We start from the raw sequence: 23,495 nt of genomic DNA, 5'->3' as shown, positions 1-23,495 counted from the left end.
GCCGGTTACTCGGGCTGGTGTTCCGGACCTCCGAAGTCCGGGCTGCTGTAGTCCGGGCTCGAGTAGCTGGGCCGCCGGCCGCGGCCCGCGCCCTCGCCGGGGCTGGTGAACCCCGGCCGGCCGTAGCCGAGATGCGGGATGCGGCCGACCGGTCCGGACGGCGCCGCGTGGTGCAGCGCGGCCGCCGCGCCCGGGTCCGCGAGCGCGTCCCGCAGGAACGGGACGATCCCCTGCTCCCGCAGTGCCTCGTGCCAGGCGTCCCTGGCCAGGGCCAGTTCCCCGTCGGCCTCGCCGTACGGACCGCTCCGGGCCGAGGGCTTGTTGCGCAGGGCGGTCAGCAGCAGGCCCGCCGCGGCGACCAGGATGGCGACCGCGGTCACGGCGCCGAACGTCCAGCCCGTGGTGATCATGGTCCGGGCGAAGGTCGCGCCGAGGTCGAGCACGCGCAGGACGTAACCGACGAGCAGGAATATCGCGGCCGCGGTGCCGGCCAGGACGGGTGCCAGGACGACGGCGACGGCGCCCGCGCCGGCGGTCTCGGCGACCTCTCCCACGGTGGTGGCGAGCCCCGCCGTCTCCGGCCCGGAGGAGGCGGATGTCCGGGTGGACGGGGCGGACGACGCCGTCGGCCGGCGCAGTTCCTCGCGGACCTTGGTGTAGTGCCGGTACTCGGTCGCCGCGGCCGCCGTGATGACCGCGGTGGCGTTGAGTGCGATGGTGCGCAGTTGTTCGGAGGTGAGCCGCTGTCCGAGGGTGGCCAGTTCCGGGCGTTGTGGTGCGGAGCGCAGCACCTCGTCGAGAATCCGCGCGTAGTCCTGGCGGTCCTCGGTCAACAGATGCTGCGGAACGCTGTTCATGTGCATCCCCCGATGCTCCGTAGGGCTTGTGACTCGGCATGCCGACGAGCCGTTGGGCAGAAACGGAGGGGAGCCTGCTACGGATAAGCCGATGGTAGAGCGCCAACGGCCCGCCATGACAGGGGGTTTACCGAAATTGGACTCGGTCCGGTGCGGGCCCGGGCCGGGGGTTCCGGGCCCGGGACCCGCTCACTGGGCGAGCGGCAGTTGCTGGACCAGCAGCTTTCCGTCCATCGTCACGCCGCCGTCCATCGCGATGGCCAGTCCCTCGGCGTAGACGTGCGGACCCTCGACGACGGGACCGCTGTCGTCCTCGCCGTCCTCGGAGCCCACTTCGCCCAGCAGATACGGAATCGGGCTGTGGCCGTGAACGACCCGGGTGCCGCCGTACGTATCCAACAACGAGCGCACCGCCTCGGCACCGCCCTCGTCGCGGAAGGAGAACCGCTTGGTGAACTTGCGGAACAGGTCCCAGACCTCGTCGGCGTCGTTGCGGGTGATCGTCTCGCGGACGGTGTCGTTGACCTCCTCGATGGAGCGGCCGTAGTCGAGGTAGGCGGTGGTGTCGGAATGCAGCAGCAGATGGCCGTCGACGGCTTCGACGGCGTCCAGGCGGGCCATCCACTGCAGGTGGTGGTCCTGGAGGCGGTCCATGTCGGTCTTCTGCCCGCCGTTGAGCAGCCAGGCGGCCTGGAAGGTGGCGGTGCCCGCGCCGGAGTTGACGGGGGTGTCGCCGAAGCGCTTGGCACCGAGCAGCAGGAGTTCGTGGTTGCCCATCAGGGCCTTGCAGTAGCCGCCGGCCGCGGCGGCCTCGGCGGACAGCCGCATCACGAGGTCGATGACGCCGATGCCGTCCGGGCCGCGGTCGGTGAAGTCGCCGAGGAACCAGAGGCGCGCGGGGCCGGCGCACCACTGGCCCGCGGAGTCGATGAGGCCCTGCTCCTGGAGGGCGGCCACCAGTTCGTCGAGGTAGCCGTGGACGTCACCGACCACGTACAGCGGGCCGGGCCCGGGGACGGGCTGCGGTGCGGGTGCGGACGCGGGGTCGACGGTCACCTGCACGGTGTCACCCCGATTGATGACCGGGAGGTCCCGTTGTGTGGGGGTGTAGCCCTCCGGATGGTCCGCCTCGGAGGGCGGGACCACATTGCCGGGGTGCATGCTGTGGGCGTACGGACCGGTCTCGTGGACGTAAGCGGGCACCCGGAAGTCGCGCACCGTCGCCGTGCGCTCCACCGCGGGTCCCTGACCGGCCCCCTGAGTCATCGACCCCTCCACCATCACGCCGCAACTGCACCGCATCGGACTGCCTGGTCGCAGCGGCCCGCGGTGTCGTGCGCCCATCATAGGAATGCGGCTCGCGCCATGTGATGACCCAGGGGTGGTGAATCGACGCACGCGTCCAGTTCACCGCACATTTCATCCCCTTCTGACCAGGTCTTCGGCTTTTGTTCAGAGTCTTGGTCGTCCGGGTGCCGCTCGAGGAGCGGGCTCCTCACGGGACGGTGGCCGCCTACCTCCGGGAGACCGGTCCGCTGTCCGAGGAGGAGGACTTCCGGGGAGCCGGAGAAGCGGCGGAGGGTCGGCGAAGGGAGCCACCAGGGCTGGGGAGGGCTCGGGAGGCGCGGCGCCGCCCGTCCCGCGGGGGGCAGGTCCCCCGGGAGCCGCTGTCCCGCCTTCCGTGGGCCCGGCCGGTCATCCCTGGTGCGGGCCCGGCCGGGCATCTCCTCCGTGAGCCGTTGCCGCGGAGACCCTTCTGCCGCACTGCCGGCCCCCGCCTTCCGCCGCACCGCCGGACCCTCCCCGCCGGTCAGGTCCGCTCCGGCGACCGCGGCGGGCTGACCGTCGTGCGCGGGGGGCGGCGCTGCGACGAGGTGCGCACGATCAGTTCGGTGGGTATGACCTGTGCCACCGTGTGTTCGGCGTCGACGCCCTCGATCGCGTCGATCAGCAGCTGGACCACGGCCGTGCCGATGCGGCGCGGTTTGAGCGAGAGCGTGGTGACGGGCGGCTCGGTGTTGGCGTAGACGGTCGACTCGCTGCAGCAGACCAGCAGCAGGTCGTCCGGGACGCGCAGGCCGTAGCGGCGTGCGGCGGCGAGCAGGTCGGTGCCGTTCGGATCGAACAGGCCGTAGACGGCGTCCGGGCGGTCGGGGCGTGCGAGGAGCCGGTCGGCGGCGACGGCGCCGGCGCACGGATCGTGCGCCGGATAGGCCTCGTAGACCGGATCCTGGCCGACGCGTTCGCACCAGTGCAGGTAAGCGGTGGTCGACAGGTGGGTGTACGTGTCGGTCGTGGTCCCGGTCAGCAGGCCGATGCGGCGGGCGCCGGCGTCGGCCAGGTGGTCGAGGATCCCGAGGACGGCTGCTTCGTGGTCGTTGTCCACCCAGGCCGTGACCGGGAGCGAGCCGGCCGGACGGCCGTCGGAGACGACCGGTAAGCCCTGCCGGACCAGTTCGCTGACGACCGGGTCCTGGTCGGAGGGGTCGATGACGACCGTGCCGTCCAGGGCGACGTTGGACCACACGTCGTGGCGGGAGGTGGCGGGAAGGATCACGAGGGCGTAGCCGCGGGCGAGGGCGGCGGAGGTGGCGGCGCGTGCCATCTCGGCGAAGTACGCGAACTCGGTGAAGGTGAAAGGTTCTTCCCCGTACGTGGTCACGGTCAGACCGATGAGCCCCGATTTGCCGGTGCGGAGCGTACGGGCGGCGGCCGAGGGACGGTAGCCCAGTCTGTCGGCGACCTCGCGGACGTGGCGCCGGGTGGCGTCCGGGAGCCGGCCCTTGCCGTTGAGGGCGTCGGAGACGGTCGTGATGGACACTCCGGCTGCGGCGGCCACGTCCCTGATGCCCGCTCGACCCGGCCTGCTGTTTCGGCGTGAGGTTTCCGCGCGGCTCACCTGGTGCTTCCCTGCTGCTGTCATGGCGAGCCGATAGTAGGGCTCATGCGGTGGGGTAGGGCGGACGCATATGCATGCGTTGACAGGCACGTTTCTGCATGATCATTAAACGGTAAACCCCTTGGGAAAGAAGGGGCTTCAGCGTCCCGTTGTCAGGATCTGGCGCGTCGGCGTACACGGGCCTGCCGAGGAGGTGAGGTTGCGAAGAGGTCTCAACTCACCTGCACGAGGGACGCGCACCACGGCGCAAGCCACCGGCGCGTAGATATATGTGGGGGGCGCCCCCTGTCCGGACATCTTTTGTGTCCCTTCGTGGGCTGATCCCCCTGTTCCCGAAGGGGGCCGATGTGCCTCGTGCGGTTCCACCGGGTCCGAGGGCGGCACGAGGCCGGTGCACCTCGCGAGGCCCTCCGCGACGGGTGCCCCGGACCGCTCCGCGACGGGTGCCCCGGACCGCTCCGCGACGGGTGCCGCGGGCCCGCACCGCGACGGGTGCCGCGGGCCCGCACCGCGACGGATGCCGCGGGCCCGCACCGCGGTCTGCGCCGCGGCCCGGCCCGGCCCCGTCCCGACGGGTCCGCCCTCATCGCCGCTGTACGCATCTACGCAGTGACGCCGAATCCTCATAAGGTGAGCAGTATTGGATGTCGGCGGCGGTCGAGGGCCGCCGGTCTTCGGAGGAGGACTGCGGTGAGCGAGACGAGCCCCAAGCTGCGCGCCGAGCTGGAGGGGATCCCCACGTACAAGCCGGGCAGGCCGGCGGCGGCCGGGGGGCCGGTGGCCTACAAGCTGTCCTCCAACGAGAACCCCTACCCGCCGCTGCCCGGGGTGATGGAGGCCGTGGCGTCCGCGGCCTCCTCCTTCAACCGCTACCCCGACATGGCCTGCACGTCGCTGATGGAGGAACTGGCCGAGCGCTTCGCCGTCCCGGTCTCCCACCTGGCCACCGGCACCGGCTCGGTCGGCGTCGCCCAGCAGCTGCTGCAGGCCACCTCGGGCCCCGGGGACGAGGTGATCTACGCGTGGCGTTCGTTCGAGGCGTACCCGATCATCACCAGGATCAGCGGTGCCACCGCCGTGCAGGTGCCGCTGACGCCGGGCGACGTGCACGACCTGGACGCGATGGCCGAGGCGATCACCGAACGGACCCGGCTGATATTCGTTTGCAACCCGAACAACCCGACCGGCACGGCGGTGCGGCGGGCGGAGCTGACGCGTTTCCTCGACCGGGTGCCCCGTGATGTCCTGGTGGTGATCGACGAGGCGTACCGCGAGTTCATCCGCGATCCCGAGGTCCCGGACGGTGTGGAGTTCTACCGGGACCGGCCCAACGTCTGCGTGCTGCGGACCTTCTCCAAGGCCTACGGTCTGGCGGGGCTGCGGATCGGCTTCGCGATCGCCCACGAGCCGGTGGCCGCGGCGCTGCGCAAGACGGCGGTGCCGTTCGGTGTGAGCCAGGTCGCGCAGGACGCCGCGATCGCCTCGCTGCGCGCCGAGGACGAGCTCATCGGCCGGGTCGGTTCGCTGGTGTGCGAGCGCAACCGTGTCATGGAGGCGCTGCGCGCGCAGGGCTGGGAGGTGCCGGAGAGCCAGGCCAACTTCGTGTGGCTGAGGCTGGGGGAGCGCACGACGGCGTTCGCGCAGGCGTGCGAGCAGGCGGGTGTGGTGGTCAGGCCCTTCCCCGGTGAGGGCGTGCGGGTGACGGTCGGCGAGGCCGAGGCCAACGACATCTTCCTGAAGGTGACGGAAGCCTTCCACCGGGAGCCGTAGCCGCACCCGGTCGGGCGCGGGACCGGGAGGGCCGGGCGACGGATCATCCGTCGCCCGGCCCTCCCGTTTTTCGACCGTTACCGGCGAGGGGTTGACGTCACAGTGGACCCCCCTTCCGAATCCGGAAAGCGGTAGGCCATAATTGCTTGTGAATGTGAACGCGTTCACAAGCGCGTCCTGTTTCCGCCCTGATGTGGGGGAGGAACGGGATCAAGCGGTCGTTGTGACACGGCGAAGCAAGGCGATGCAAGGAGTGTGACGTGGACCTGGCTCTGGCGCCGGAGACGCTGGCGCGATGGCAGTTCGGCATTACCACCGTCTACCACTTCCTCTTCGTTCCTCTGACGATCTCGCTGGCGGCCCTCGTGGCAGGGCTGGAGACCGCCTGGGTGCGCACCGGGAAGGACAAGTACCTCAAGGCGACGAAGTTCTGGGGGAAGCTCTTCCTGATCAACATCGCGATGGGTGTGGTCACCGGCATCGTGCAGGAGTTCCAGTTCGGCATGAACTGGTCCGACTACTCGCGGTTCGTCGGTGACGTCTTCGGTGCTCCGCTCGCCTTCGAGGCCCTGGTCGCCTTCTTCTTCGAGTCCACCTTCATCGGCCTGTGGATCTTCGGCTGGGACAAGCTGCCCAAGAAGATCCACCTGGCCTGCATCTGGATGGTCTCCCTCGGCACGCTGCTGTCGGCGTACTTCATCCTGGCGGCCAACTCCTGGATGCAGCACCCGGTCGGCTACCGGATCAACGAGGAGAAGGGCCGGGCGGAACTCACCGACTTCTGGCTGGTCCTCACCCAGAACACCACGCTCAACCAGGTCTTCCACAGCTTCTCGGCGTCCGCGCTGACCGGCGGCGCCTTCATGGTCGGCATCGCCGCCTTCCACCTGATGCGCAAGAAGCACATCCCGGTGATGCGGACGTCGCTCCGGCTCGGTCTGGTCACCATGGCGGTCGGAGGCATGTTCACCGCGATCAGCGGAGACACCCTCGGCAAGGTCATGTACGAACAGCAGCCCATGAAGATGGCCGCCGCCGAAGCCCTGTGGGACGGCGAGAGCCCGGCGCCGTTCTCCGTGTTCGCCTACGGCGACGTCGACAAGGGGCACAACAAGGTCGCCCTGGAGATTCCCGGGCTCCTGTCCTTCCTCGCCCACGGCGACTTCGAGTCGCACGTGCCCGGCATCAACGACACCAACGAGGCCCTGCAGGAGCAGTTCGGCCCCGGTGACTACAAGCCCATCGTGCCGGTCGCCTACTGGGGCTTCCGCTGGATGATCGGCTTCGGCATGGCGTCCTTCTCGCTGGCCCTGCTGGGGCTCTGGCTGACGAGGAAGAGGTTCCTGCTGCCGGCCGCCCTGCGCACCGGGGAGGACGAGGTGCCGCACCTGGTGCTGCTGAAGAAGCCGCTGAGCGCGAGGCTCAGCCGGCTGTACTGGCTCCTGGCGCTCTGGACCATGGCGTTCCCCCTGATCGCCAACGCCTGGGGATGGATCTTCACCGAGATGGGCCGGCAGCCCTGGGTCGTCTACGGGGTGATGCAGACCCGGCACGCGGTCTCCCCCGGAGTCTCCCAGGCCGAGGTCATCACCTCGATGACCGTCTTCACCCTGCTGTACGCCGCCCTGGCCGTGGTGGAGGTCAAGCTGCTCGCCAAGTACGTCAAGGCGGGCCCGCCCGAGCTCACCGAGGCCGATCTCAACCCGCCCACGAAGATCGGCGGCGACCTCCGGGACGCCGACAAGCCGATGGCCTTCTCGTACTAGGCCCGAGGGAGCCGCAGAGTCATGGAACTGCACAACGTCTGGTTCGTTCTGATCGCCTTCCTGTGGATCGGCTACTTCTTCCTGGAGGGCTTCGACTTCGGGATCGGGATCCTCACCCGGCTGCTCGCCCGCGACCGTGCCGAGAAGCGGGTGCTGATCAACACCATCGGTCCCGTCTGGGACGGCAACGAGGTGTGGCTGCTCACGGCCGGCGGCGCGACCTTCGCCGCCTTCCCCGAGTGGTACGCCACGCTCTTCTCCGGCTTCTACCTGCCCCTGCTGGTGATCCTGGTCTGCTTGATCATCCGCGGTGTCGCCTTCGAGTACCGGGTCAAGCGGCCGGAGGAGAGCTGGCAGCGCAACTGGGAGACGGCGATCTTCTGGACCTCGCTCATTCCCGCCTTCCTCTGGGGCGTGGCGTTCGGCAACATCGTGCGCGGAGTGAAGATCGACGCCGAGTTCGAGTACGTGGGCAACGTCTGGGACCTGCTCAACCCGTACGCGCTGCTGGGCGGCCTGGTCACGCTGACGCTCTTCACCTTCCACGGTGCCGTGTTCGCCGCGCTCAAGACCGTCGGCGACATCCGGGGCCGGGCCCGGCAGACGGCCCTGCGCACAGGACTGATCACCGCCGTCCTCGCCCTGGCCTTCCTGGGATGGACGCAGATCGAACGCGGTGGCGGGGCCAGCCTGGTCGCGATGGCCGTCGCGGTCGCCGGTCTGGTCGCCGCCCTGGTGGCGAACCAGGCGGGGCGCGAGGGCTGGTCGTTCACCCTGTCCGGCGTCACCATCGTGGCCGCCGTGACGATGCTCTTCCTGACGCTCTTCCCGAACGTCATGCCCTCCACGCTCAACGAGGACTGGAGCCTCACGGTCACCAACGCCTCCTCCAGCGACTACACATTGAAGATCATGACCTGGCTCACGGTCATCGCCGCGCCGCTCGTCATGGTCTACCAGGGCTGGACGTACTGGGTCTTCCGCAAGCGGATCGGCACCCAGCACATAGCCGATCCCGTGCACTGAGGTGTGTTTCACGTGAAACCGATCGATCCCCGACTGCTCCGCCACGCCCGCGCCACACGGCTCTTCCTGATGGCGGTGGTCGCCCTGGGCGTCCTCGGCGCGGTGCTGGTGATCGCTCAGGCCATGCTCATCGCCGAGGTGGTGGTGGGTGCCTTCCAGCACGGCATGACCGTGGCCGGCCTCGGCACCCCCCTGCTGCTCCTGGCCTGCGTCGCGGTCGGCCGCGCCCTGGTCGGCTGGCTCACCGAGCTGGCCGCGCACCGGGCGAGCGCGGCGGTCAAGTCGGAGCTGCGGGGCCGGCTGCTGGAACGGGCGACGGCACTCGGCCCGGGGTGGCTGACCGGGCAGCGGACCGGCTCGCTGGTGGCCCTGGCGACCCGCGGGGTCGACGCCCTCGACGGATACTTCTCGCGTTACCTGCCCCAGCTGGGGCTCTCGGTGGTCGTTCCGGTGGCGGTGCTGGCGCGGATCGTCACCGAGGACTGGGTCTCGGCCGCGATCATCGTCGTCACCCTGCCGCTGATCCCGGCCTTCATGATGCTGATCGGCTGGGTCACCCAGTCCCGGATGGACCGGCAGTGGGAGCTGCTGTCCCGGCTGTCCGGCCATTTCCTGGACATCGTGGCCGGCCTGCCGACGCTGAAGGTGTTCGGACGGGCCAAGGCGCAGGCGGATTCGATCCGGCGGATCACCGCCGAGTACCGCAGGGCGACCATGCGGACCCTGCGGATCGCCTTCATCTCCTCCTTCGCGCTGGAGCTCCTCGCCACTGTCTCGGTGGCACTGGTCGCCGTGACGATCGGCATGCGGCTCGTGTACGGCGACATGGACCTGTACACCGGCCTGCTCATCCTGATCCTCGCCCCCGAGGCGTATCTGCCCCTGCGGCAGGTGGGCACGCAGTACCACGCGGCGGCCGAGGGGCTGGCCGCCGCGGAGGAGATCTTCCAGGTCCTGGAGACCCCGGTGCCGGCGCCGGGGACCGGGGCGGTGCCGTCGGGCGCCCTGTCCTTCGAGGGGGTGTCCGTCCGCTATCCCGGCCGGTCGGCGGACGCCGTGTCGGACGTGTCCTTCTCCGTCGAACCGGGCGAGACGGTCGCACTCGTCGGACCGAGCGGAACCGGCAAGTCGACCCTGCTGAACGTGCTGCTGGGCTTCGTGCGGCCGGCCGGAGGGCGGGTGCGGATCGGGGGAGCGGATCTCACCGGTATCGATCCGGTCCAGTGGCACAGCCGGGTGGCCTGGGTGCCGCAGCGGCCGCACCTGTACGCCGGGACGGTCGCCGAGAACGTACGCCTGGCCCGGCCGGACGCGGACGACGACGCCGTCCGCCGGGCCCTGCGGGACGCGGGCGCCCTGGAGTTCGTGGACGCGCTGCCCGAGGGCGTCGGCACGGTCCTGGGCGAGGACGGGACGGGTCTGTCCGCGGGGCAGCGGCAGCGGATCGCGCTGGCCCGTGCGTTCCTCGCGGACCGGCCCGTGCTGCTGCTCGACGAGCCGACGGCCGCACTGGACGGTGCCACCGAGGCCGAGGTCGTGGCAGCGGTACGACGCCTGGCGGCCGGCCGGACGGTGCTGCTGGTGGCGCACCGGCCGGCACTGCTCGCGGTGGCGGACCGCGTGGTGCGGCTGACGGAGCCCGCGCCCGGTGACCGGACGCTGCCCGAGCACGAGGACACCGCCTTCGTCACCGGCCGGGAACGGTTGGACGTCCAGCCCGCGCTCGACTGGGAGCGGGTGGAGGAGGACGAGTCCGACGACTCCGCGGCCCCGGCGCCGGCCGAGCCGGTGGCGGAGGCCGGAGCGGGAGGCGTGCTGGCCCGCGTCCGCGCCATGTCCGGTGCCCGCCGGGGGCGGCTCGTGTTCGCCCTGCTGCTCGGCAGCCTCGCACTGGGCAGCGCCGTGGGCCTCATGGCCACGTCCGGGTACCTCATCTCCCGGGCCTCGCAGCAGCCGCCCGTGATGTACCTGATGGTCGCCGTCACGGCGACCCGGACCTTCGGCATCGGACGGGCCGTGTTCCGGTACGCCGAGCGGCTGGTGTCGCACGAGGCGGTTCTGCGGATGCTGGCCGACACCAGGGTCGCGGTGTACCGACGGCTGGAGCGGCTGGCGCCCGCCGGACTGCGCGGGGTCCGCCGGGGCGACCTGCTCTCCCGGCTGGTCGCCGACGTGGACGAGCTCCAGGACTACTGGCTGCGCTGGCTCCTGCCGGCGGGTGCGGCGGTCGTCGTCTCGGCACTGTCGGTCGGTTTCACGGCCTGGCTGCTCCCCGAGGCCGGCGCCGTCCTCGCGATCGGGCTGCTCGCGGCGGGGGCGGGCCTGCCCCTGCTCACGGGTGCGGTGGCCCGGCGTACGGAGCGCAGGCTGGCGCCCGCCCGCGGGGTCCTCGCGACCCGTGTCACCGATCTGCTCACCGGGACCGGGGAACTGACGGTCGCCGGGGCCCTGCCCGCACGGGCCGCCGAGGCCCGGCGAGCCGACGGCGTGCTCACCCGGATCGCCTCGCGCGCCGCCGCCGCCACCGCTCTCGGCGACGGGCTCGTCGCCCTCGTCTCGGGTCTGACCGTCACGGCCGCGGCCCTCGTCGGCGTCCAGGCGGTGACCGCCGGCCGGCTGGACGGAGTGGCGCTGGCCGTCGTCGTCCTCACCCCGCTCGCGGCCTTCGAGGCCGTGCTCGGGCTGCCGCTCGCCGTGCGGCACCGGCAGAGGGTGCGCAAGAGCGCCGAGCGCGTGTACGAGGTCCTGGACGCCCCGGCGCCCGTGCGGGAACCGGAGCAGCCCCGGCAGGCACCCGCGTCGCCGTTCCCGCTCGTGGTCGAGGGACTCGAGGCCCGGCACGCCGGGCAGGGACGGGACGCGCTCGCCGGACTCGACCTGACGCTGGAGCAGGGGCGCAGGATCGCGGTGGTCGGTCCGTCCGGCTCCGGCAAGACGACGCTCGCACAGGTGCTGCTGCGGTTCCTGGACCCGGGCGCCGGTTCGTACACGCTGGCCGGCGTGGACGCGCGCGCCCTGGACGGCGACGACGTACGGGGACTGGTCGGGCTGTGCGCGCAGGACGCCCACCTCTTCGACAGTTCCGTACGGGAGAACCTGCTGCTCGCGAAGCGCGGGGCCACCGAGGAGGAACTGCGCGACGCGCTCGCCCGGGCCCGGCTGCTGGAGTGGGCCGACGGTCTGCCCGACGGTCTGGACACGCTCGTCGGTGAGCACGGGGCGCGGCTCTCCGGCGGTCAGCGGCAACGCCTGGCCCTGGCCAGGGCGCTGCTCGCGGACTTCCCCGTCCTGGTGCTGGACGAGCCCGCGGAGCACCTCGACCTGCCGACCGCCGACGCGCTCACCGCCGATCTGCTGTCCGCCACCGAGGGCCGCACGACACTGCTGATCACCCACCGGCTGGCCGGGCTCGAAGCGGTGGACGAGGTGGTCGTGCTGGACGAGGGACGTGTGGTGCAGCGCGGCACGTACCGCGAACTGGCCGCCGCGGCCGGGCCGTTGCGCCGGATGGCGCGACGGGAGGCGGAGTCGGACCGGCTGATGGAGCTGGTGGAGGCGGGCTGACCGGGCCCGCCCCGGGCGCGCGTGACGCGGCGGGCGCGCCCGGGACGGGCCCGCGCGACGTGAGAACGCTCGACGGACTGTCAACCCCGATCAGGGAAGACCCTGTTCGGCGGTACCGATGGTCCATCCGGGTCGTACGGTCCCCCAGGCGTACGACATGAACAGGACCGCGGCCGGGGCGGGGGCCAGGATCGCTGTCATGCGCCTCCCCCGCCGTCGTCCGCTGCTCGTCGCCGTGCCCTTGTGCGCGCTCGCGGTGCTCGCCGCCCGGCCCGCCGACGGGGAGGGCGACGGCCCGCACGTTCCGGGGCACGGCCCGGAGTCCGGGCTCAGCGCGGAGGTGGCACGGCTCTACGAGGAGGCGGCCGCGGCGACACGGAAGTACGAGGAGGGCCGGCGGCAGGCCGACCGGCAGCGGACCGAGGTGGGCCGGCTGGAGAAGCTGCTCGACCGGGAGCGCCGGGAGGCCGAGGCCCTGCGCGACGACCTCGGCCGCATCGCACGGTCGCAGTACCGCAGTGGCGGTGGACTGCCGCTGACCGCGCACATGATCCTCGCGGACGACCCGGAGAAGGTGTTGCGCGGTCAGCGTGCCTTGTGGAAGGCCGGACTGACCCTCGACAACGCGATCGAGAAGAACGCGCGCGCCGAGGCCCGGCTCGCCCTGAACGAGGCGAAGGCGGAGAAGGCGTGGAAGGCGCTGGAGAAGAAGAACAAGGAACTCGCCGAGCTCAGGAGCGGCATCGAGCGGAAGCTCGAGACGGCGCGGTGGCAGCTGCAGGGCCAGGCGGACGTGTCGGTGGCGGCCGGTTCCTGTCGCGGGGCGGCGCGGCTCGACCAGCCGGATACCGCCTTCACCGGGTCCTGGGTGACGCCGGTGGAGACCTACGTGCTGTCCGCTTCCTACGGCAGCGGTGGGGCGCTCTGGGCGAGCCGGCACACCGGCCAGGACTTCGCGGTGCCGATCGGCACGCCGGTGCGGTCCGTGGGAGCGGGCAAGGTGGTGAAGGTGTCCTGCGGAGGGGCCTTCGGCATCGAGATCGTGGTCGAGCACGCGGGCGGCTACTACACCCAGTACGCCCACCTGGCCGCGGTCGCCGTGGACCAGGGCGAACGCGTCTCGTCCGGTCAGTGGATCGGCCAGTCCGGGACCAGCGGCAACTCCACCGGGCCGCACCTGCACTTCGAGGTGCGGATCACGCCCGAGATGGGTTCGGCGGTGGATCCGGTGGCGTGGCTGGCGCAACGCGGGCTGGCCCTCTGAGCGGGCGCCTCCGGGCCGCGCCCGCTCCGCCGTCCACGCCGGGCCCGCCCGTGGCGGTCGGCCCGCCCCGGTGGCCGGCCCCGGTCACGGCCGTTCGCTCAGCAGCTGTTCGATCACCACGGCCACGCCGTCCTCGTTGTTGGCGACGGTGCGCCCCGAGGCGGCGGTGAGGACGTCCGGGTGGGCGTTGCCCATCGCGTAGGAGCGGCCCGCCCAGGCCAGCATTTCGATGTCGTTGGGCATGTCCCCGAACGCCACGACCTCCTCGTGCGAGATCCCGCGCTCGGCGCAGCACAGGGCGAGGGTGCTGGCCTTCGACACGTCGGGACCGCTGATCTCCAGCAGGGCGCTGGGGCTGGAGCGGGTGACGTTGGCGCGGGTGCCGACGGCCAGCCGGGCCAGGGCGAGGAAGGCGTCGGGGTCGAGTTCGGGATGGTGCGCGAGGATCTTGAGCACCGGCTCGTCGGCGGCGGGACCGTCCGGCGCCAGCAGTTCCTCGGCAGGGGCGCGGAGGTCCGGTATCTCCATGTGCAGCTTCGGATAGGCCGGCTCCTGGTGGAAGCCGTAGGTCTGCTCGACGGCGTACACGGTGCCGGGCGCCGCCTCACGCAGCAGCCGTATCGCGTCCAGCGCGTTCTGCCGGGCCAGCTCGCGCACCTTCACGAAACGGTGGGCGCCGGCACCGCCGTGCAGGTCGACGACGGCGGCGCCGTTCCCGCAGATGGCGAGCCCGTGACCGTGGACGTGGTCGGCGACCACGTCCATCCAGCGGGCCGGGCGGCCGGTGACGAAGAAGACCTCGATGCCCGCGTCCTCGGCGGCGGCCAGTGCGGCGATCGTGCGGGGGGACACCGTCTTGTCGTCGCGCAGCAGGGTGCCGTCGAGGTCGGTGGCGATGAGCCGCGGCGGGGTGACAGGGCTGTCCCTCCGCTCGAGCGAGGTCGAGAACTGGGGGGAGCCCGGGGTCTCGGGCTGTGCGGTCGCTGAGGTCACCCCGCCATTGTCCCGCATGTGCCCGCACGGGCGTGCGGCACTCCGCACGGGTGAGTGATCACCGCTCTCGATGAGCGCCCGGAACGCCGTGGCGGCCCGGGCGGCGGTGGAGCGGTGGGGGGCCGGACGCGGGCATCGGTCCGGCTCGACGCCCGCCCGCTCAGCCCAGCTGGGCCGACGCCTCCATGGCGATCCGCTCGAAGATCTTCCGGTCCGCCGCGAAGTCCGAGTCGGGGATGGGCCAGTGGAGCACGAGTTCGGTGAAACCGAGCTCCGCGTGGCGGCCCGCGAAGTCGACGAACGCGTCCAGGGACTCCAGCGGGCGCCCCCGGTCCGGGGTGAATCCGGTGAGCAGGATCTTGTCCGGCTCGGCCGTGTCCCGCCCGATCTCGGCACAGGCGTCGGCCAGCTTCTCCATCTGGCCGCGGAGGGCGTGCACCGACTGTTCGGGCGTGCCGTTCTCGTACAGCTTGGGGTCGCCCGTGGTCACCCACGCCTGCCCGTACCGGGCGGCGAGCCGCAGTCCGCGCGGTCCGGTGGCGGCCACGGCGAACGGCAGCCGGGGCCGCTGCGCGCACCCGGGGATGTTGCGGGCCTCGTGCGCCGCGTAGAAGTCGCCCTCGTACGACACGGAGTCCTCCGTGAGCAGCCGGTCGAGCAGCGGTACGAACTCGGCGAAGCGGTCCGCCCGCTGGCGCGGGGTCCATGGCTCCTGGCCGAGCGCGGTGGCGTCGAAACCGGAGCCGCCCGCGCCGATGCCGAGGGTGAAGCGTCCGCCCGAGATGTCGTCGAGGGAGATCAGTTCCTTGGCCAGGGTCACCGGGTGCCGGAAGTTCGGCGAGGTGACGAGCGTGCCGAGCCGGAGCCGTTCGGTGGCTGCCGCGGCGGCGGTGAGTGTGGGCACCGCGCCGAACCAGGGGCCGTCCCGGAAGGTCCGCCAGGACAGGTGGTCGTAGGTGTAGGCGGCGTGGAAGCCCAGTTCCTCGGCGCGCAGCCACTTGTCGCGGCCCCCCTCACGCCAGCGGTCGATCGGCAGGATCACAGTGCTCAGTCGCATGGGACGACCCTACGAGAGACCGAGCAGCTGCTGCATCGACTGCGCGGCGCGGACGGCGGCGTCACCGCAGCAGTTGTTGAACAGGACGTGGACCTCCCGGGCCTGCTCGGCCATCTCACGGACGCGGGGGACCCACTCGGAGAGTTCCCCGGGCGTGTACGAGTGACGGAACCTCTCCTCCTTGGTGCCGGTCCCCCACGCGCTGTTGCGGCCGTGGAAGCGCACCAGGGCGAGTTCCGGTGTGGTGACCCGTACGACGGGGGGCACGGAAGCGGCGAGCGTCTGCACCATGTCCACGGCCACGGCGGCCGTGTCCAGCTCTGTCAGCAGGGCGGTCGTGGCCTCGACGTGGTCCTCGTGCCACCAGCCGGGGTGCCGGAACTCCACGGCCATCGGCCATCCCGCGGCACGCTCGCGGCACCGGCGCAGGAACTCCACCGCCGGTCTCCCCGGTACGAGCCGGTGCGGGAACTGGAAGACCAGCGTGCCCAGGCGGCCGGACGCGCGCAGCGGTTCGAGGGCCGCGCTGTACCGGTCCCACACCTCGTCGAGCAGCCCGGGATCGACGCCTGTCCGCCCCCGCTGCCGCGCGAGGGCCGGACGCAGGTCGGCGGGCAGCGCCTCCGGTCGTGTGGGATGCCCGGTGAGCAGGGAGAACGCCTTCACGTCGAACCGGAAGCCCTCAGGGGTGCGGTCGGTCCACAGAAGGCTGTTGCGGGTGCTGGGCAGCCCGTAATAGGTGGAGTCCACCTCCGCCACCGGGAACCGTGCGGCGTAGTGCCGCAGTCTGCCCTCGGCGTCACGGTGGCCTGTCGGATACCAGCCGCTGGACACCAGCGCCTTGTCCGTCCACGAGCAGGTTCCGACCCGGATCTCTCCCATCCCGCCCGTCTTCCCCGGACGCGGTGACGGATTCGTCCGGCACGCGGGGTCGTCCTCCCGGTGGTCCGCGGCGGGTTCCGGTGGTGGGCGACGGGCTCCGGTGAGGGGCGACGGGCTTCAGTGCTCGGCAACGGGCTCCGGGGTTCCGCCGGAGCCGCGGGGCTGTCCTCGTTCCGGCGGCGGTGCGGGAGGGGCGGGCGTTCGGTCTCGCGTCGCGGGGCCCGGGTCTCACGGTGCCCGTCCGCGCCGGGGTGTTTCACGTGAAACGGCTGCCGCACGTCCGACGATCACCGCACGCGCGCACTCAGCCACGGTGTGAGGAGGAGCAGGGGGATGAACTCCTTGTGCGTCCGGTCGCCGGGCAGCGGCACGATCAGGAAATAGCCCGGTGGGAAGCGCCGGCTCCGGACGTGGGCGAGGCCGTCGAAGACGGAGCGGAGGAAGGCGGGCACCTCGTCACGTGGGATGTCGGGGCATTCCACCCCCTCCACGTCGATCAGGGCGTCGTCCTCGGGATAGAGCCGCACGCCGATCCGGGGCAGGCCGCCGAACTCGACGTAGGCCTCGTGGGGGAGGGAGCCGTCCGGGTCGGTGGACACGCCCACGCCGGCCGCGATGCGGCGTGATGTCCGGTCGGCGCCGATGTCATGGGTGACCTCGATCTCGCGCTCGTACAGGTCCGCGAGTTCTCGGAGGGCGGTGACGGCGGCCTCGGTGGTGGGCAGGTGTTCCATGCCATTGATCATGCGGTGCCGTCGGCCACCGGGGAACCGCCGCGTCCGTGCTTCTCGGGGAACCGCAGATACCCGGGAGGCACGGCGCCGGTCAGCCACACGCCGTTCGCGCTCACCCGGAAGACGTGGCCGTCACGGTGCATGGCGGCCGAGTCCACGGAGAGCACCACGGGACGGCCCCTGCGAGCGCCCACGCGGGTCGCCGTCGCGCGGTCGGCGGAGAGGTGCACGTCGTGCCGGTCCATGGGCAGCAGCCCTTCGGCGCGGATGGCGGCGAGGTGGCGGGCGACGGTGCCGTGGAAGAGGTACGGGGGCGGGACGGACGGCGGCAGTCCGAGGTCGATCTCGATGCTGTGCCCCTGGTCGGCGCGGATCCGGGTGCCCTCGACCGTGAAGCGCCGCTTGTCAGGGGCGGCGACGACGTGGTCCAGTTCTGCCCGGGTGAACCGGAAGCCGTGCGCGGCCGCCGCGGCGATCAGCGTGTCGATCTCGACCCAGCCGGCTCCGTCCGGGGTGAGCCCGAGAGCCTCGGGATCATGGCGCAGATGCCTGGCCAGGTACTTCGACACCTTCACGGTGCGTCTTTCGTCCATCCGCTCAGCCTGCCGGGAGAGACGCGGATCACGCGACTGTTTTTGCCGGAGATGTTTGATCCACAGAGAGGGCTGTTTATCCACAGAGGAGTCGGCCGAACCTGTGGACAACCGTACCGCCGGCTCCCGCGCGGCCCGTGCCATAGCTCCCGCACGGCCCTGTACCGCCGGCTCCCGCGCGGCCCCGTCCCCGCTCCGCACGGTCCCGTCCCTCGCTCCGCACGGCCCCCGTACCGTCGGCCGGCGGCGGCCCCGGGCCCCGGACCGGTCCTCACACCCGTCGCCTCCTCTCGACCACCTCACGACGGTGGTCCTCCCCGGCGGCGTCACCCCGGCGGTTTCGTCCGGGAGATCCTGCGCAGTGCTCCCGGCAGCCACCGGACCCACGGGTACCCGCCGCGTGCCCGCGGGGGCACCGGCGCCACCGCGTCGTTCCGCACCACCGCGCGCAGGATCGCGGCGGCGACCCTCTCCGGAGGGCAGTCGCGCAGCCCGTGGAGGCGGGCCGCGCGCCGCCCGCGGCGCCGTTCCCTCCCGGCGTCCGCGCCCGCGGGGCGCGTACCGGAGGTGATGCCGGTGGTGACCGGGCCGGGGCAGACGGCCGTCACCCCGATCCTCCGGTCCGCGAGTTCCGCGCGCAGGCACTTGCTGAGCATCAGCACCGCCGCCTCGGCCGTGCTGCGGGCGGGCGGCACCCGGGACGGCCGGCACGCGGCGACGGACGCCACGTTCACGATGTGCCCGCCCTGTCCGCGCTCGGCCATCCGTGCGCCGAAGAGCCGGCAGCCATGGATCACCCCCCACAGACCGGCGTCGAGGACCTGCTTCCAGTCCTCCGGAGCGGTCCGGAGGAAGGAGTCGCCCGGCCCGGCCTCCGCGGTGTTCACCAGGAGGTCCACCACACCGTGCTCCGCGGTGATCTCCTCGGCGAGCCTCTCCATGGCCGGGGCGTCGGACACGTCGACGGTCCTGGCCCAGGCCGCGGACGCTCCGGCCGAACGGGCCTCCTCGGCGGTGCGGACCGCCGCCTCCTCGTCCCGGTCGACGGCCACCACGCGTGCGCCCGCCCCGGCGAGAGCGAGCGCCGTCGCCCGTCCGATGCCGCGGCCCGCCCCGGTGACCAGGACGAGCTGTCCCCCGAACCGGTCCGCGTGCCGGCCCGGGGCGGTGACCTCTGTCCGGCCGGCCTCCACGGAGGTCACGAACTCGGTGATCCAGGTCGTGAGCAGGTCCGGGTGGGTCCGCGGCACCCAGTGCTTCGCCGGGAGCGTCCGACGGGTCAGCCGCGGTGCCCACAGCTCGAGTCCGTCGTGGAGCCGCTCCGAGAGGAAGGCGTCCTCCAGCGGCGTGACGAGCTGCACGGGCACGTGCGCGTAGGCGTCCGTGCGGGGGGCGCGCAGCCGGGTCCGGACGTTGTCCCGGTACAGCCACGCCCCGTGTGCCGCGTCCGACGGCAGGGACGGGGTGGGATAGCCGCCGTCACCTGCGCGGGGGATGTTCTCGAACCGCTCCAGGACGCGCGGCCAGCGCCTGCCGAGGGGGCCGCGCCAGGCCAGCTCGGGCAGTACCGGCGTGTGCAGCAGGTACACGTACCAGGACCTGGCCCCCTGGCCGAGCAACTGGCCGACCCGGCGCGGGGTGGGCCGGCGCAGCCGGCGGCCGATCCAGTGCCCGAAGTGGTCGAGCGACGGTCCGGACATCGAGGTGAACGAGGCGATCCGCCCCTCGCCGCGCCCGACGGTGACGAACTCCCAGGCCTGCACCGAGCCCCAGTCGTGACCCACCAGGTGCACCGGCTCGTCCGGGCTGACCGCGTCCGCGACGGCCAGGAAGTCGTCGGTCAGCTTCTCGAGGGTGAAACCGCCCCGCAGCGGGTGCGGCGCGGTGGACCGCCCGTGGCCGCGGACGTCGTACGCCACGACGTGGAAACGCTCCGCGAGGCGCGGTGCGACCTCCGACCACACCTCCTTGCTGTCGGGGTAGCCGTGCACCAGGACGACCGTCGGCCGCCCGGGGTCGCCCAGTTCCGCCACGCACAGCTCGACGCCGCCCGTACGCACCCGGCGCTCACGCGCGCCCCGCAGTACCGCTCCGGACAAGTCCGTCACTTCCCTCCGTGCCGTACCGTCGACTTCGCCCCGTGTCCCCGTCCGTCCGACGTGTCCCCGCCCGTCCGCCGTGTCACACGCCCGCACCTCCGGCCACGCTCCGTGCCCGTGGCGTGACACCGGCGAATCTGGCAGCTCTCCGGAAGCCGGGTCAAGGGGCGGTTCCCGACCGTGGCAGCTCCCCGGGGGGAGGATCCCCTACGGGCCCGTACGACCAGAGGGGGATGCCAAGACGGCTCTCCGGTCTGACGACCGGCGTGGTGCGGGTCACTAACCTCGGGGACGTGACTGTGATCGCGACCGAAAGCCTGAGCAAGCGGTTCCCCAGGGTGACCGCGCTTGACCGGCTCTCCATGGACGTCGGGCCCGGTGTGACCGGACTCGTCGGGGCCAACGGAGCCGGCAAGTCCACATTGATCAAGATCCTTCTGGGTCTTTCCCCCGCCACGGAGGGTCGCGCCGAAGTGCTCGGCCTCGACGTCGCGACCGAGGGAGCCGCCATCCGGGAGCGGGTCGGCTACATGCCGGAGCACGACTGCCTGCCGCCGGACGTCTCGGCCACCGAGTTCGTGGTCCACATGGCACGCATGTCGGGTCTTCCGCCCACCGCCGCGCGGGAGCGCACCGCGGACACCCTGCGTCACGTCGGCCTGTACGAGGAGCGCTACCGCCCCATGGGCGGCTACTCGACCGGCATGAAGCAGCGGGTGAAGCTCGCGCAGGCCCTGGTGCACGACCCGGACCTGGTCTTCCTGGACGAGCCGACCAACGGCCTCGACCCCGTCGGCCGCGACGAGATGCTCGGCCTGATCCGCCGCATCCACACCGACTTCGGCATCTCGGTCCTGGTCACCTCACACCTTCTGGGCGAGCTCGAGCGCACCTGCGACCACGTGGTCGTCGTCGACGGCGGCAAGCTGCTGCGCTCCAGCTCCACCACGGACTTCACGCAGAACACCACGACCCTCGCGATCGAGGTCACCGACACCGACGAGCACCCCGACGGCACCCACGCGGTGCGCGAGGCGCTCCACGCGCGCGGGGTGTCCGTCCAGGACGGCGGCGGACTGCCGGGCTCCGGCCACATCCTCCTGCTCACCGCCCGGGGCGAGGAGACCTACGACCTGGTGCGGGACGTGATCGCCGACCTCGGGCTCGGCCTGGTGCGCATGGAACAGCGCCGCCACCACATCTCCGAGGTCTTCACGAACGACACGGCCACCGGCGCGGGCACGCATACGGACACCGGGGCCGGACACGGCAACGGCGAGCAGCGGAAGGAGGCGGTCGGCCATGGCGGTTGAGCAGCCCCTGCGGACACCCGCACCGGCGTCGGGTGACCAGACCCGGATCCACAACATCGGCTACCGCTCCTACGACGGCCCCCGCCTCGGCCGCTCCTACGCCAGGCTCTCGCTGTACTCGCAGTCCCTGCGCGGCGCCTACGGCCTCGGCCGCTCGGCGAAGTCCAAGGTGCTGCCGATGCTGCTGTTCGTGGTGATGTGCATCCCCGCCGCCATCATGGTGGCCGTCGCCGTGGCCACCAAGGCGAAGGAACTGCCCGTCGACTACACCCGCTACGCGATCATCATGCAGGCCGTGATCAGCCTGTACATCGCCTCGCAGGCACCCCAGTCCGTCTCGCGCGACCTGCGTTTCAAGACCGTGCCGCTGTACTTCTCGCGGCCCATCGAGACCGCCGACTACGTGCGCGCCAAGTTCGCGGCCCTGACCTCGGCCCTGTTCATCCTGACCGCCACTCCCCTGCTGGTGCTCTACGTGGGTGCGCTGCTGGCCAAGCTCGACTTCACCGACCAGACCAAGGGGTTCGCGCAAGGACTCGTCTCGGTGGCACTGCTCTCCCTGCTCTTCGGCGGCATCGGCTTGGTCATCGCGGCGGTCACCCCGCGTCGCGGGTTCGGCATCGCCGCCGTGATCGCCGTGCTGACCATCTCCTACGGCGCGGTCTCCACCCTCCAGGCGATCGCATACGTCCAGGACAGCTCCCAGGCGATCGCCTGGATCGGCCTGTTCTCGCCGGTCACCCTCATCGACGGTGTGCAGTCCGCCTTCCTGGGCGCGAGCAGCACCTTCCCCGGCGGGGTGGGACCGTCGAACGGCGAGGGCGTGGTGTACGTCCTCATCACCCTCGGCCTGATCGCGGCCTGCTACGGCCTTCTGACGCGCCGCTACCGGAAGGTGGGCCTGTGACCACGCTCTCCATCGACCACGTCTCCCGCTGGTTCGGCAACGTGGTCGCCGTCAACGACATCACCATGACCGTCGGCCCCGGCGTCACCGGACTCCTCGGCCCCAACGGCGCCGGGAAGTCCACCCTCATCAACATGATGGGCGGCTTCCTCGCCCCCTCCACCGGCACCGTCACCCTCGACGGCCAGACCGTGTGGCGCAACGAGAAGGTCTACCGGCAGATCGGCATCGTCCCCGAACGCGAGGGGATGTACGACTTCCTCACCGGTCGTGAGTTCGTCGTCGCCAACGCCGAGCTGCACGGGCTGGGCGCCAAGGCGGCCCAGCAGGCCCTGGCGACGGTCGAGATGGAGTACGCGCAGGACCGCAAGATCGCCACCTACTCCAAGGGCATGCGGCAGCGCGTGAAGATGGCCTCCGCGCTGGTCCACGAGCCGTCCCTGCTGCTGCTGGACGAACCGTTCAACGGCATGGACCCGCGTCAGCGGATGCAGCTGATGGACCTGCTGCGGCGGATGGGCGACGAGGGCCGCACCGTGCTGTTCTCGTCCCACATCCTCGAGGAGGTCGAGCAGCTCGCCTGGCACATCGAGGTCGTCGTCGCCGGCCGGCACGCGGCCAGCGGCGACTTCCGCAAGATCCGCCGCCTGATGACGGACCGCCCGCACCGCTACCTGGTGCGCTCCAGCGACGACCGCGCCCTCGCGGCCGCGCTGATCGCCGACCCGTCCACGTCCGGCATCGAGGTCGACCACGGCGAGGGCGCCCTGCGCATCCAGGCCGTCGACTTCGCCCGCTTCACGTCCCTGCTGCCCCGGGTCGCGAAGGAACACGGCATCCGCCTGCTCACGGTCTCGCCGTCCGACGAGTCCCTCGAGTCCGTCTTCTCGTATCTCGTCGCGGCGTAGGAGGCCGAACCATGTACGACCCCACAGTCGCCCGACTCACCTACCGGGCCCTGCTCGGCCGCCGCAGGGCCCTCATCCTGGGCGCCCTGCCCCTGCTGCTGATCGCGATCTCCGTGGCGGTGCGCGTCCTCGCCGGCGCCGACGACCAGACCGCGGCCGACATCCTCGGCGGGCTGGCGCTCGCCACCATGGTGCCGATCATCGGCGTCATCGCGGGAACCGGCGCGATGGGCCCGGAGATCGACGACGGCTCGGTGGTGTACCTGCTGTCCAAGCCGATCAAGCGGCCCACGATCATCTACACCAAGCTGATCGTGGCGATCGCCGTGACGATGGTCTTCTCGGCGGTGCCCACCCTGATCGCCGGCTTCGTCCTCAACGGCAACGGCCAGCAGATCGCCGTCGCCTACACGGTGGCCGCGCTGGTCGCCTCCATCGCGTACGCGGCGCTCTTCCTGCTGCTCGGCACGGTCTCCCGGCACGCGGTGGTGTTCGGACTGGTCTACGCGCTGGTCTGGGAGGCCCTGTTCGGCTCCCTGGTGCCCGGCGCGCGCACGCTGAGCGTCCAGCAGTGGTCGCTGGCCGTGGCCCAGAAGGTCTCCGGCGGCGACCTGGTCACCTCGGACGTCGGTCTCACGACCGCGACGGTCCTGCTGGTCGTCGTCACCGTCCTGGCCACCTGGTACGCCGGGCAGAAACTGCGCACGCTGACGCTCGCCGGGGAGGAGTGACCCCGTTCCGTTGCGCGCACCCCGCTCGGCCCCCGCGGCGCCGGGCGCGGGGGCGGCGGGGCCACGGCCCACGAGCCGGCGGAAGGACCGGTCGCGAGAGCGGGCGGGACGGCCGACACGACGGACGGCGGG

Annotated in this window: 18 protein-coding genes; 9 read left to right on the top strand and 9 right to left on the bottom strand. The window is 71.8% G+C overall.

Features of this window, described 5'->3' with window-relative positions:
* Positions 1-5 precede the first annotated feature (5 nt).
* From AOK18_RS01855 to AOK18_RS01845, 3 genes are all read right to left on the bottom strand, one after another.
* On the bottom strand, positions 6-863 hold the full coding sequence (locus AOK18_RS01855; protein WP_055693106.1) for a hypothetical protein: 858 nt from the start codon (positions 861-863) through the stop codon (positions 6-8).
* Between the two features lie 183 nt (positions 864-1,046).
* Positions 1,047-2,138, bottom strand: coding sequence for a metallophosphoesterase (locus tag AOK18_RS01850; RefSeq protein WP_099048823.1), 1,092 nt, complete (start codon positions 2,136-2,138; stop codon positions 1,047-1,049).
* A gap of 529 nt (positions 2,139-2,667) precedes the next feature.
* The gene (locus tag AOK18_RS01845) at positions 2,668-3,780 is read right to left on the bottom strand and encodes a LacI family DNA-binding transcriptional regulator (RefSeq protein ID WP_074995178.1); all 1,113 of its coding nucleotides are present in this window, start codon (positions 3,778-3,780) and stop codon (positions 2,668-2,670) included.
* A gap of 666 nt (positions 3,781-4,446) precedes the next feature.
* Between AOK18_RS01845 and hisC the strand changes: the two genes are divergently transcribed.
* From hisC to AOK18_RS01820, 5 genes are all read left to right on the top strand, one after another.
* The gene (gene hisC / locus AOK18_RS01840; RefSeq protein WP_055693104.1) at positions 4,447-5,526 is read left to right on the top strand and encodes a histidinol-phosphate transaminase; all 1,080 of its coding nucleotides are present in this window, start codon (positions 4,447-4,449) and stop codon (positions 5,524-5,526) included.
* Between the two features lie 260 nt (positions 5,527-5,786).
* A complete protein-coding gene (locus AOK18_RS01835) occupies positions 5,787-7,292 on the top strand; it encodes a cytochrome ubiquinol oxidase subunit I (protein ID WP_055571781.1) in 1,506 nt (501 codons plus the stop codon).
* Positions 7,293-7,313: 21 nt separating this feature from the next.
* Positions 7,314-8,318 carry a cytochrome d ubiquinol oxidase subunit II gene (gene cydB / locus AOK18_RS01830; RefSeq protein WP_055571780.1) on the top strand — a complete coding sequence of 335 codons (1,005 nt, stop codon included), beginning with the start codon at positions 7,314-7,316 and terminating at the stop codon, positions 8,316-8,318.
* A 12-nt stretch (positions 8,319-8,330) separates the two neighbouring features.
* Positions 8,331-11,882 (top strand): thiol reductant ABC exporter subunit CydD, encoded by a 3,552-nt coding sequence (gene cydD / locus AOK18_RS01825; RefSeq protein ID WP_055693103.1) that lies wholly within the window; start codon positions 8,331-8,333, stop codon positions 11,880-11,882.
* 199 nt (positions 11,883-12,081) lie between these two features.
* Positions 12,082-13,146 (top strand): murein hydrolase activator EnvC family protein, encoded by a 1,065-nt coding sequence (locus AOK18_RS01820; protein WP_055693102.1) that lies wholly within the window; start codon positions 12,082-12,084, stop codon positions 13,144-13,146.
* 84 nt (positions 13,147-13,230) lie between these two features.
* Here the strand turns inward: AOK18_RS01820 and AOK18_RS01815 are convergent, their stop codons facing one another.
* The 6 genes from AOK18_RS01815 to AOK18_RS01790 all read right to left on the bottom strand — a co-directional run bounded on the left by AOK18_RS01815 (position 13,231) and on the right by AOK18_RS01790 (position 19,513).
* Positions 13,231-14,157: a Cof-type HAD-IIB family hydrolase gene (locus AOK18_RS01815; RefSeq protein WP_206281488.1), complete on the bottom strand. Its 927-nt coding sequence runs from the start codon at positions 14,155-14,157 to the stop codon at positions 13,231-13,233.
* Between the two features lie 142 nt (positions 14,158-14,299).
* Complete coding sequence (locus AOK18_RS01810) at positions 14,300-15,196, bottom strand: LLM class flavin-dependent oxidoreductase (RefSeq protein ID WP_055570957.1); 897 nt, start codon at positions 15,194-15,196, stop codon at positions 14,300-14,302.
* A 9-nt stretch (positions 15,197-15,205) separates the two neighbouring features.
* Positions 15,206-16,078, bottom strand: a complete 873-nt coding sequence (locus AOK18_RS01805) for a DUF72 domain-containing protein (protein WP_055570958.1) — start codon at positions 16,076-16,078, stop codon at positions 15,206-15,208.
* 287 nt (positions 16,079-16,365) lie between these two features.
* Positions 16,366-16,824, bottom strand: coding sequence for a hypothetical protein (locus AOK18_RS01800; RefSeq protein ID WP_055693101.1), 459 nt, complete (start codon positions 16,822-16,824; stop codon positions 16,366-16,368).
* Positions 16,821-17,405, bottom strand: a complete 585-nt coding sequence (locus AOK18_RS01795; RefSeq protein ID WP_055693100.1) for an RNA 2'-phosphotransferase — start codon at positions 17,403-17,405, stop codon at positions 16,821-16,823. The genes AOK18_RS01800 and AOK18_RS01795 overlap by 4 nt, the downstream gene beginning before the upstream one ends.
* A 326-nt stretch (positions 17,406-17,731) precedes the next feature.
* Positions 17,732-19,513: an SDR family oxidoreductase gene (locus tag AOK18_RS01790; RefSeq protein WP_420865560.1), complete on the bottom strand. Its 1,782-nt coding sequence runs from the start codon at positions 19,511-19,513 to the stop codon at positions 17,732-17,734.
* Positions 19,514-19,803: 290 nt separating this feature from the next.
* On the opposite strand from AOK18_RS01790, the gene AOK18_RS01785 reads away from it, so the two are divergent.
* From AOK18_RS01785 to AOK18_RS01770, 4 genes are read left to right on the top strand one after another with little or no spacing between them, the layout of a single operon-like run.
* The gene (locus AOK18_RS01785) at positions 19,804-20,817 is read left to right on the top strand and encodes an ABC transporter ATP-binding protein (protein ID WP_055570961.1); all 1,014 of its coding nucleotides are present in this window, start codon (positions 19,804-19,806) and stop codon (positions 20,815-20,817) included.
* Entirely contained in the window at positions 20,807-21,724 is a 918-nt protein-coding gene (locus AOK18_RS01780) for an ABC transporter permease subunit (RefSeq protein ID WP_055570962.1), read from the top strand. Before AOK18_RS01785 ends, AOK18_RS01780 begins: the two co-directional genes overlap by 11 nt.
* Complete coding sequence (locus AOK18_RS01775) at positions 21,721-22,632, top strand: ABC transporter ATP-binding protein (RefSeq protein WP_055693099.1); 912 nt, start codon at positions 21,721-21,723, stop codon at positions 22,630-22,632. The genes AOK18_RS01780 and AOK18_RS01775 overlap by 4 nt, the downstream gene beginning before the upstream one ends.
* Before the next feature lie 11 nt (positions 22,633-22,643).
* A complete protein-coding gene (locus AOK18_RS01770) occupies positions 22,644-23,363 on the top strand; it encodes an ABC transporter permease subunit (RefSeq protein ID WP_055606840.1) in 720 nt (239 codons plus the stop codon).
* Positions 23,364-23,495: the final 132 nt, after the last annotated feature.

This window comes from Streptomyces prasinopilosus (genome assembly GCF_001419695.1).
Taxonomy (GTDB): Bacteria; Actinomycetota; Actinomycetes; order Streptomycetales; family Streptomycetaceae; genus Streptomyces; species Streptomyces prasinopilosus.
Note: the sequence above shows the minus strand (reverse complement) of the source record. Positions and strands in the feature narration are given on the sequence as shown.

Coding starts and splice junctions, on each gene's coding strand:
- AOK18_RS01855 (WP_055693106.1), bottom strand. CDS start 863: ATGCACATGAACAGCGTTCCGCAGCATCTGTTGACCGAGGACCGCCAG.
- AOK18_RS01850 (WP_099048823.1), bottom strand. CDS start 2,138: ATGGTGGAGGGGTCGATGACTCAGGGGGCCGGTCAGGGACCCGCGGTG.
- AOK18_RS01845 (WP_074995178.1), bottom strand. CDS start 3,780: ATGACAGCAGCAGGGAAGCACCAGGTGAGCCGCGCGGAAACCTCACGC.
- cydB (WP_055571780.1), top strand. CDS start 7,314: ATGGAACTGCACAACGTCTGGTTCGTTCTGATCGCCTTCCTGTGGATC.
- AOK18_RS01820 (WP_055693102.1), top strand. CDS start 12,082: ATGCGCCTCCCCCGCCGTCGTCCGCTGCTCGTCGCCGTGCCCTTGTGC.
- AOK18_RS01815 (WP_206281488.1), bottom strand. CDS start 14,157: ATGCGGGACAATGGCGGGGTGACCTCAGCGACCGCACAGCCCGAGACC.
- AOK18_RS01810 (WP_055570957.1), bottom strand. CDS start 15,196: ATGCGACTGAGCACTGTGATCCTGCCGATCGACCGCTGGCGTGAGGGG.
- AOK18_RS01805 (WP_055570958.1), bottom strand. CDS start 16,078: ATGGGAGAGATCCGGGTCGGAACCTGCTCGTGGACGGACAAGGCGCTG.
- AOK18_RS01800 (WP_055693101.1), bottom strand. CDS start 16,824: ATGATCAATGGCATGGAACACCTGCCCACCACCGAGGCCGCCGTCACC.
- AOK18_RS01795 (WP_055693100.1), bottom strand. CDS start 17,405: ATGGACGAAAGACGCACCGTGAAGGTGTCGAAGTACCTGGCCAGGCAT.
- AOK18_RS01780 (WP_055570962.1), top strand. CDS start 20,807: ATGGCGGTTGAGCAGCCCCTGCGGACACCCGCACCGGCGTCGGGTGAC.
- AOK18_RS01770 (WP_055606840.1), top strand. CDS start 22,644: ATGTACGACCCCACAGTCGCCCGACTCACCTACCGGGCCCTGCTCGGC.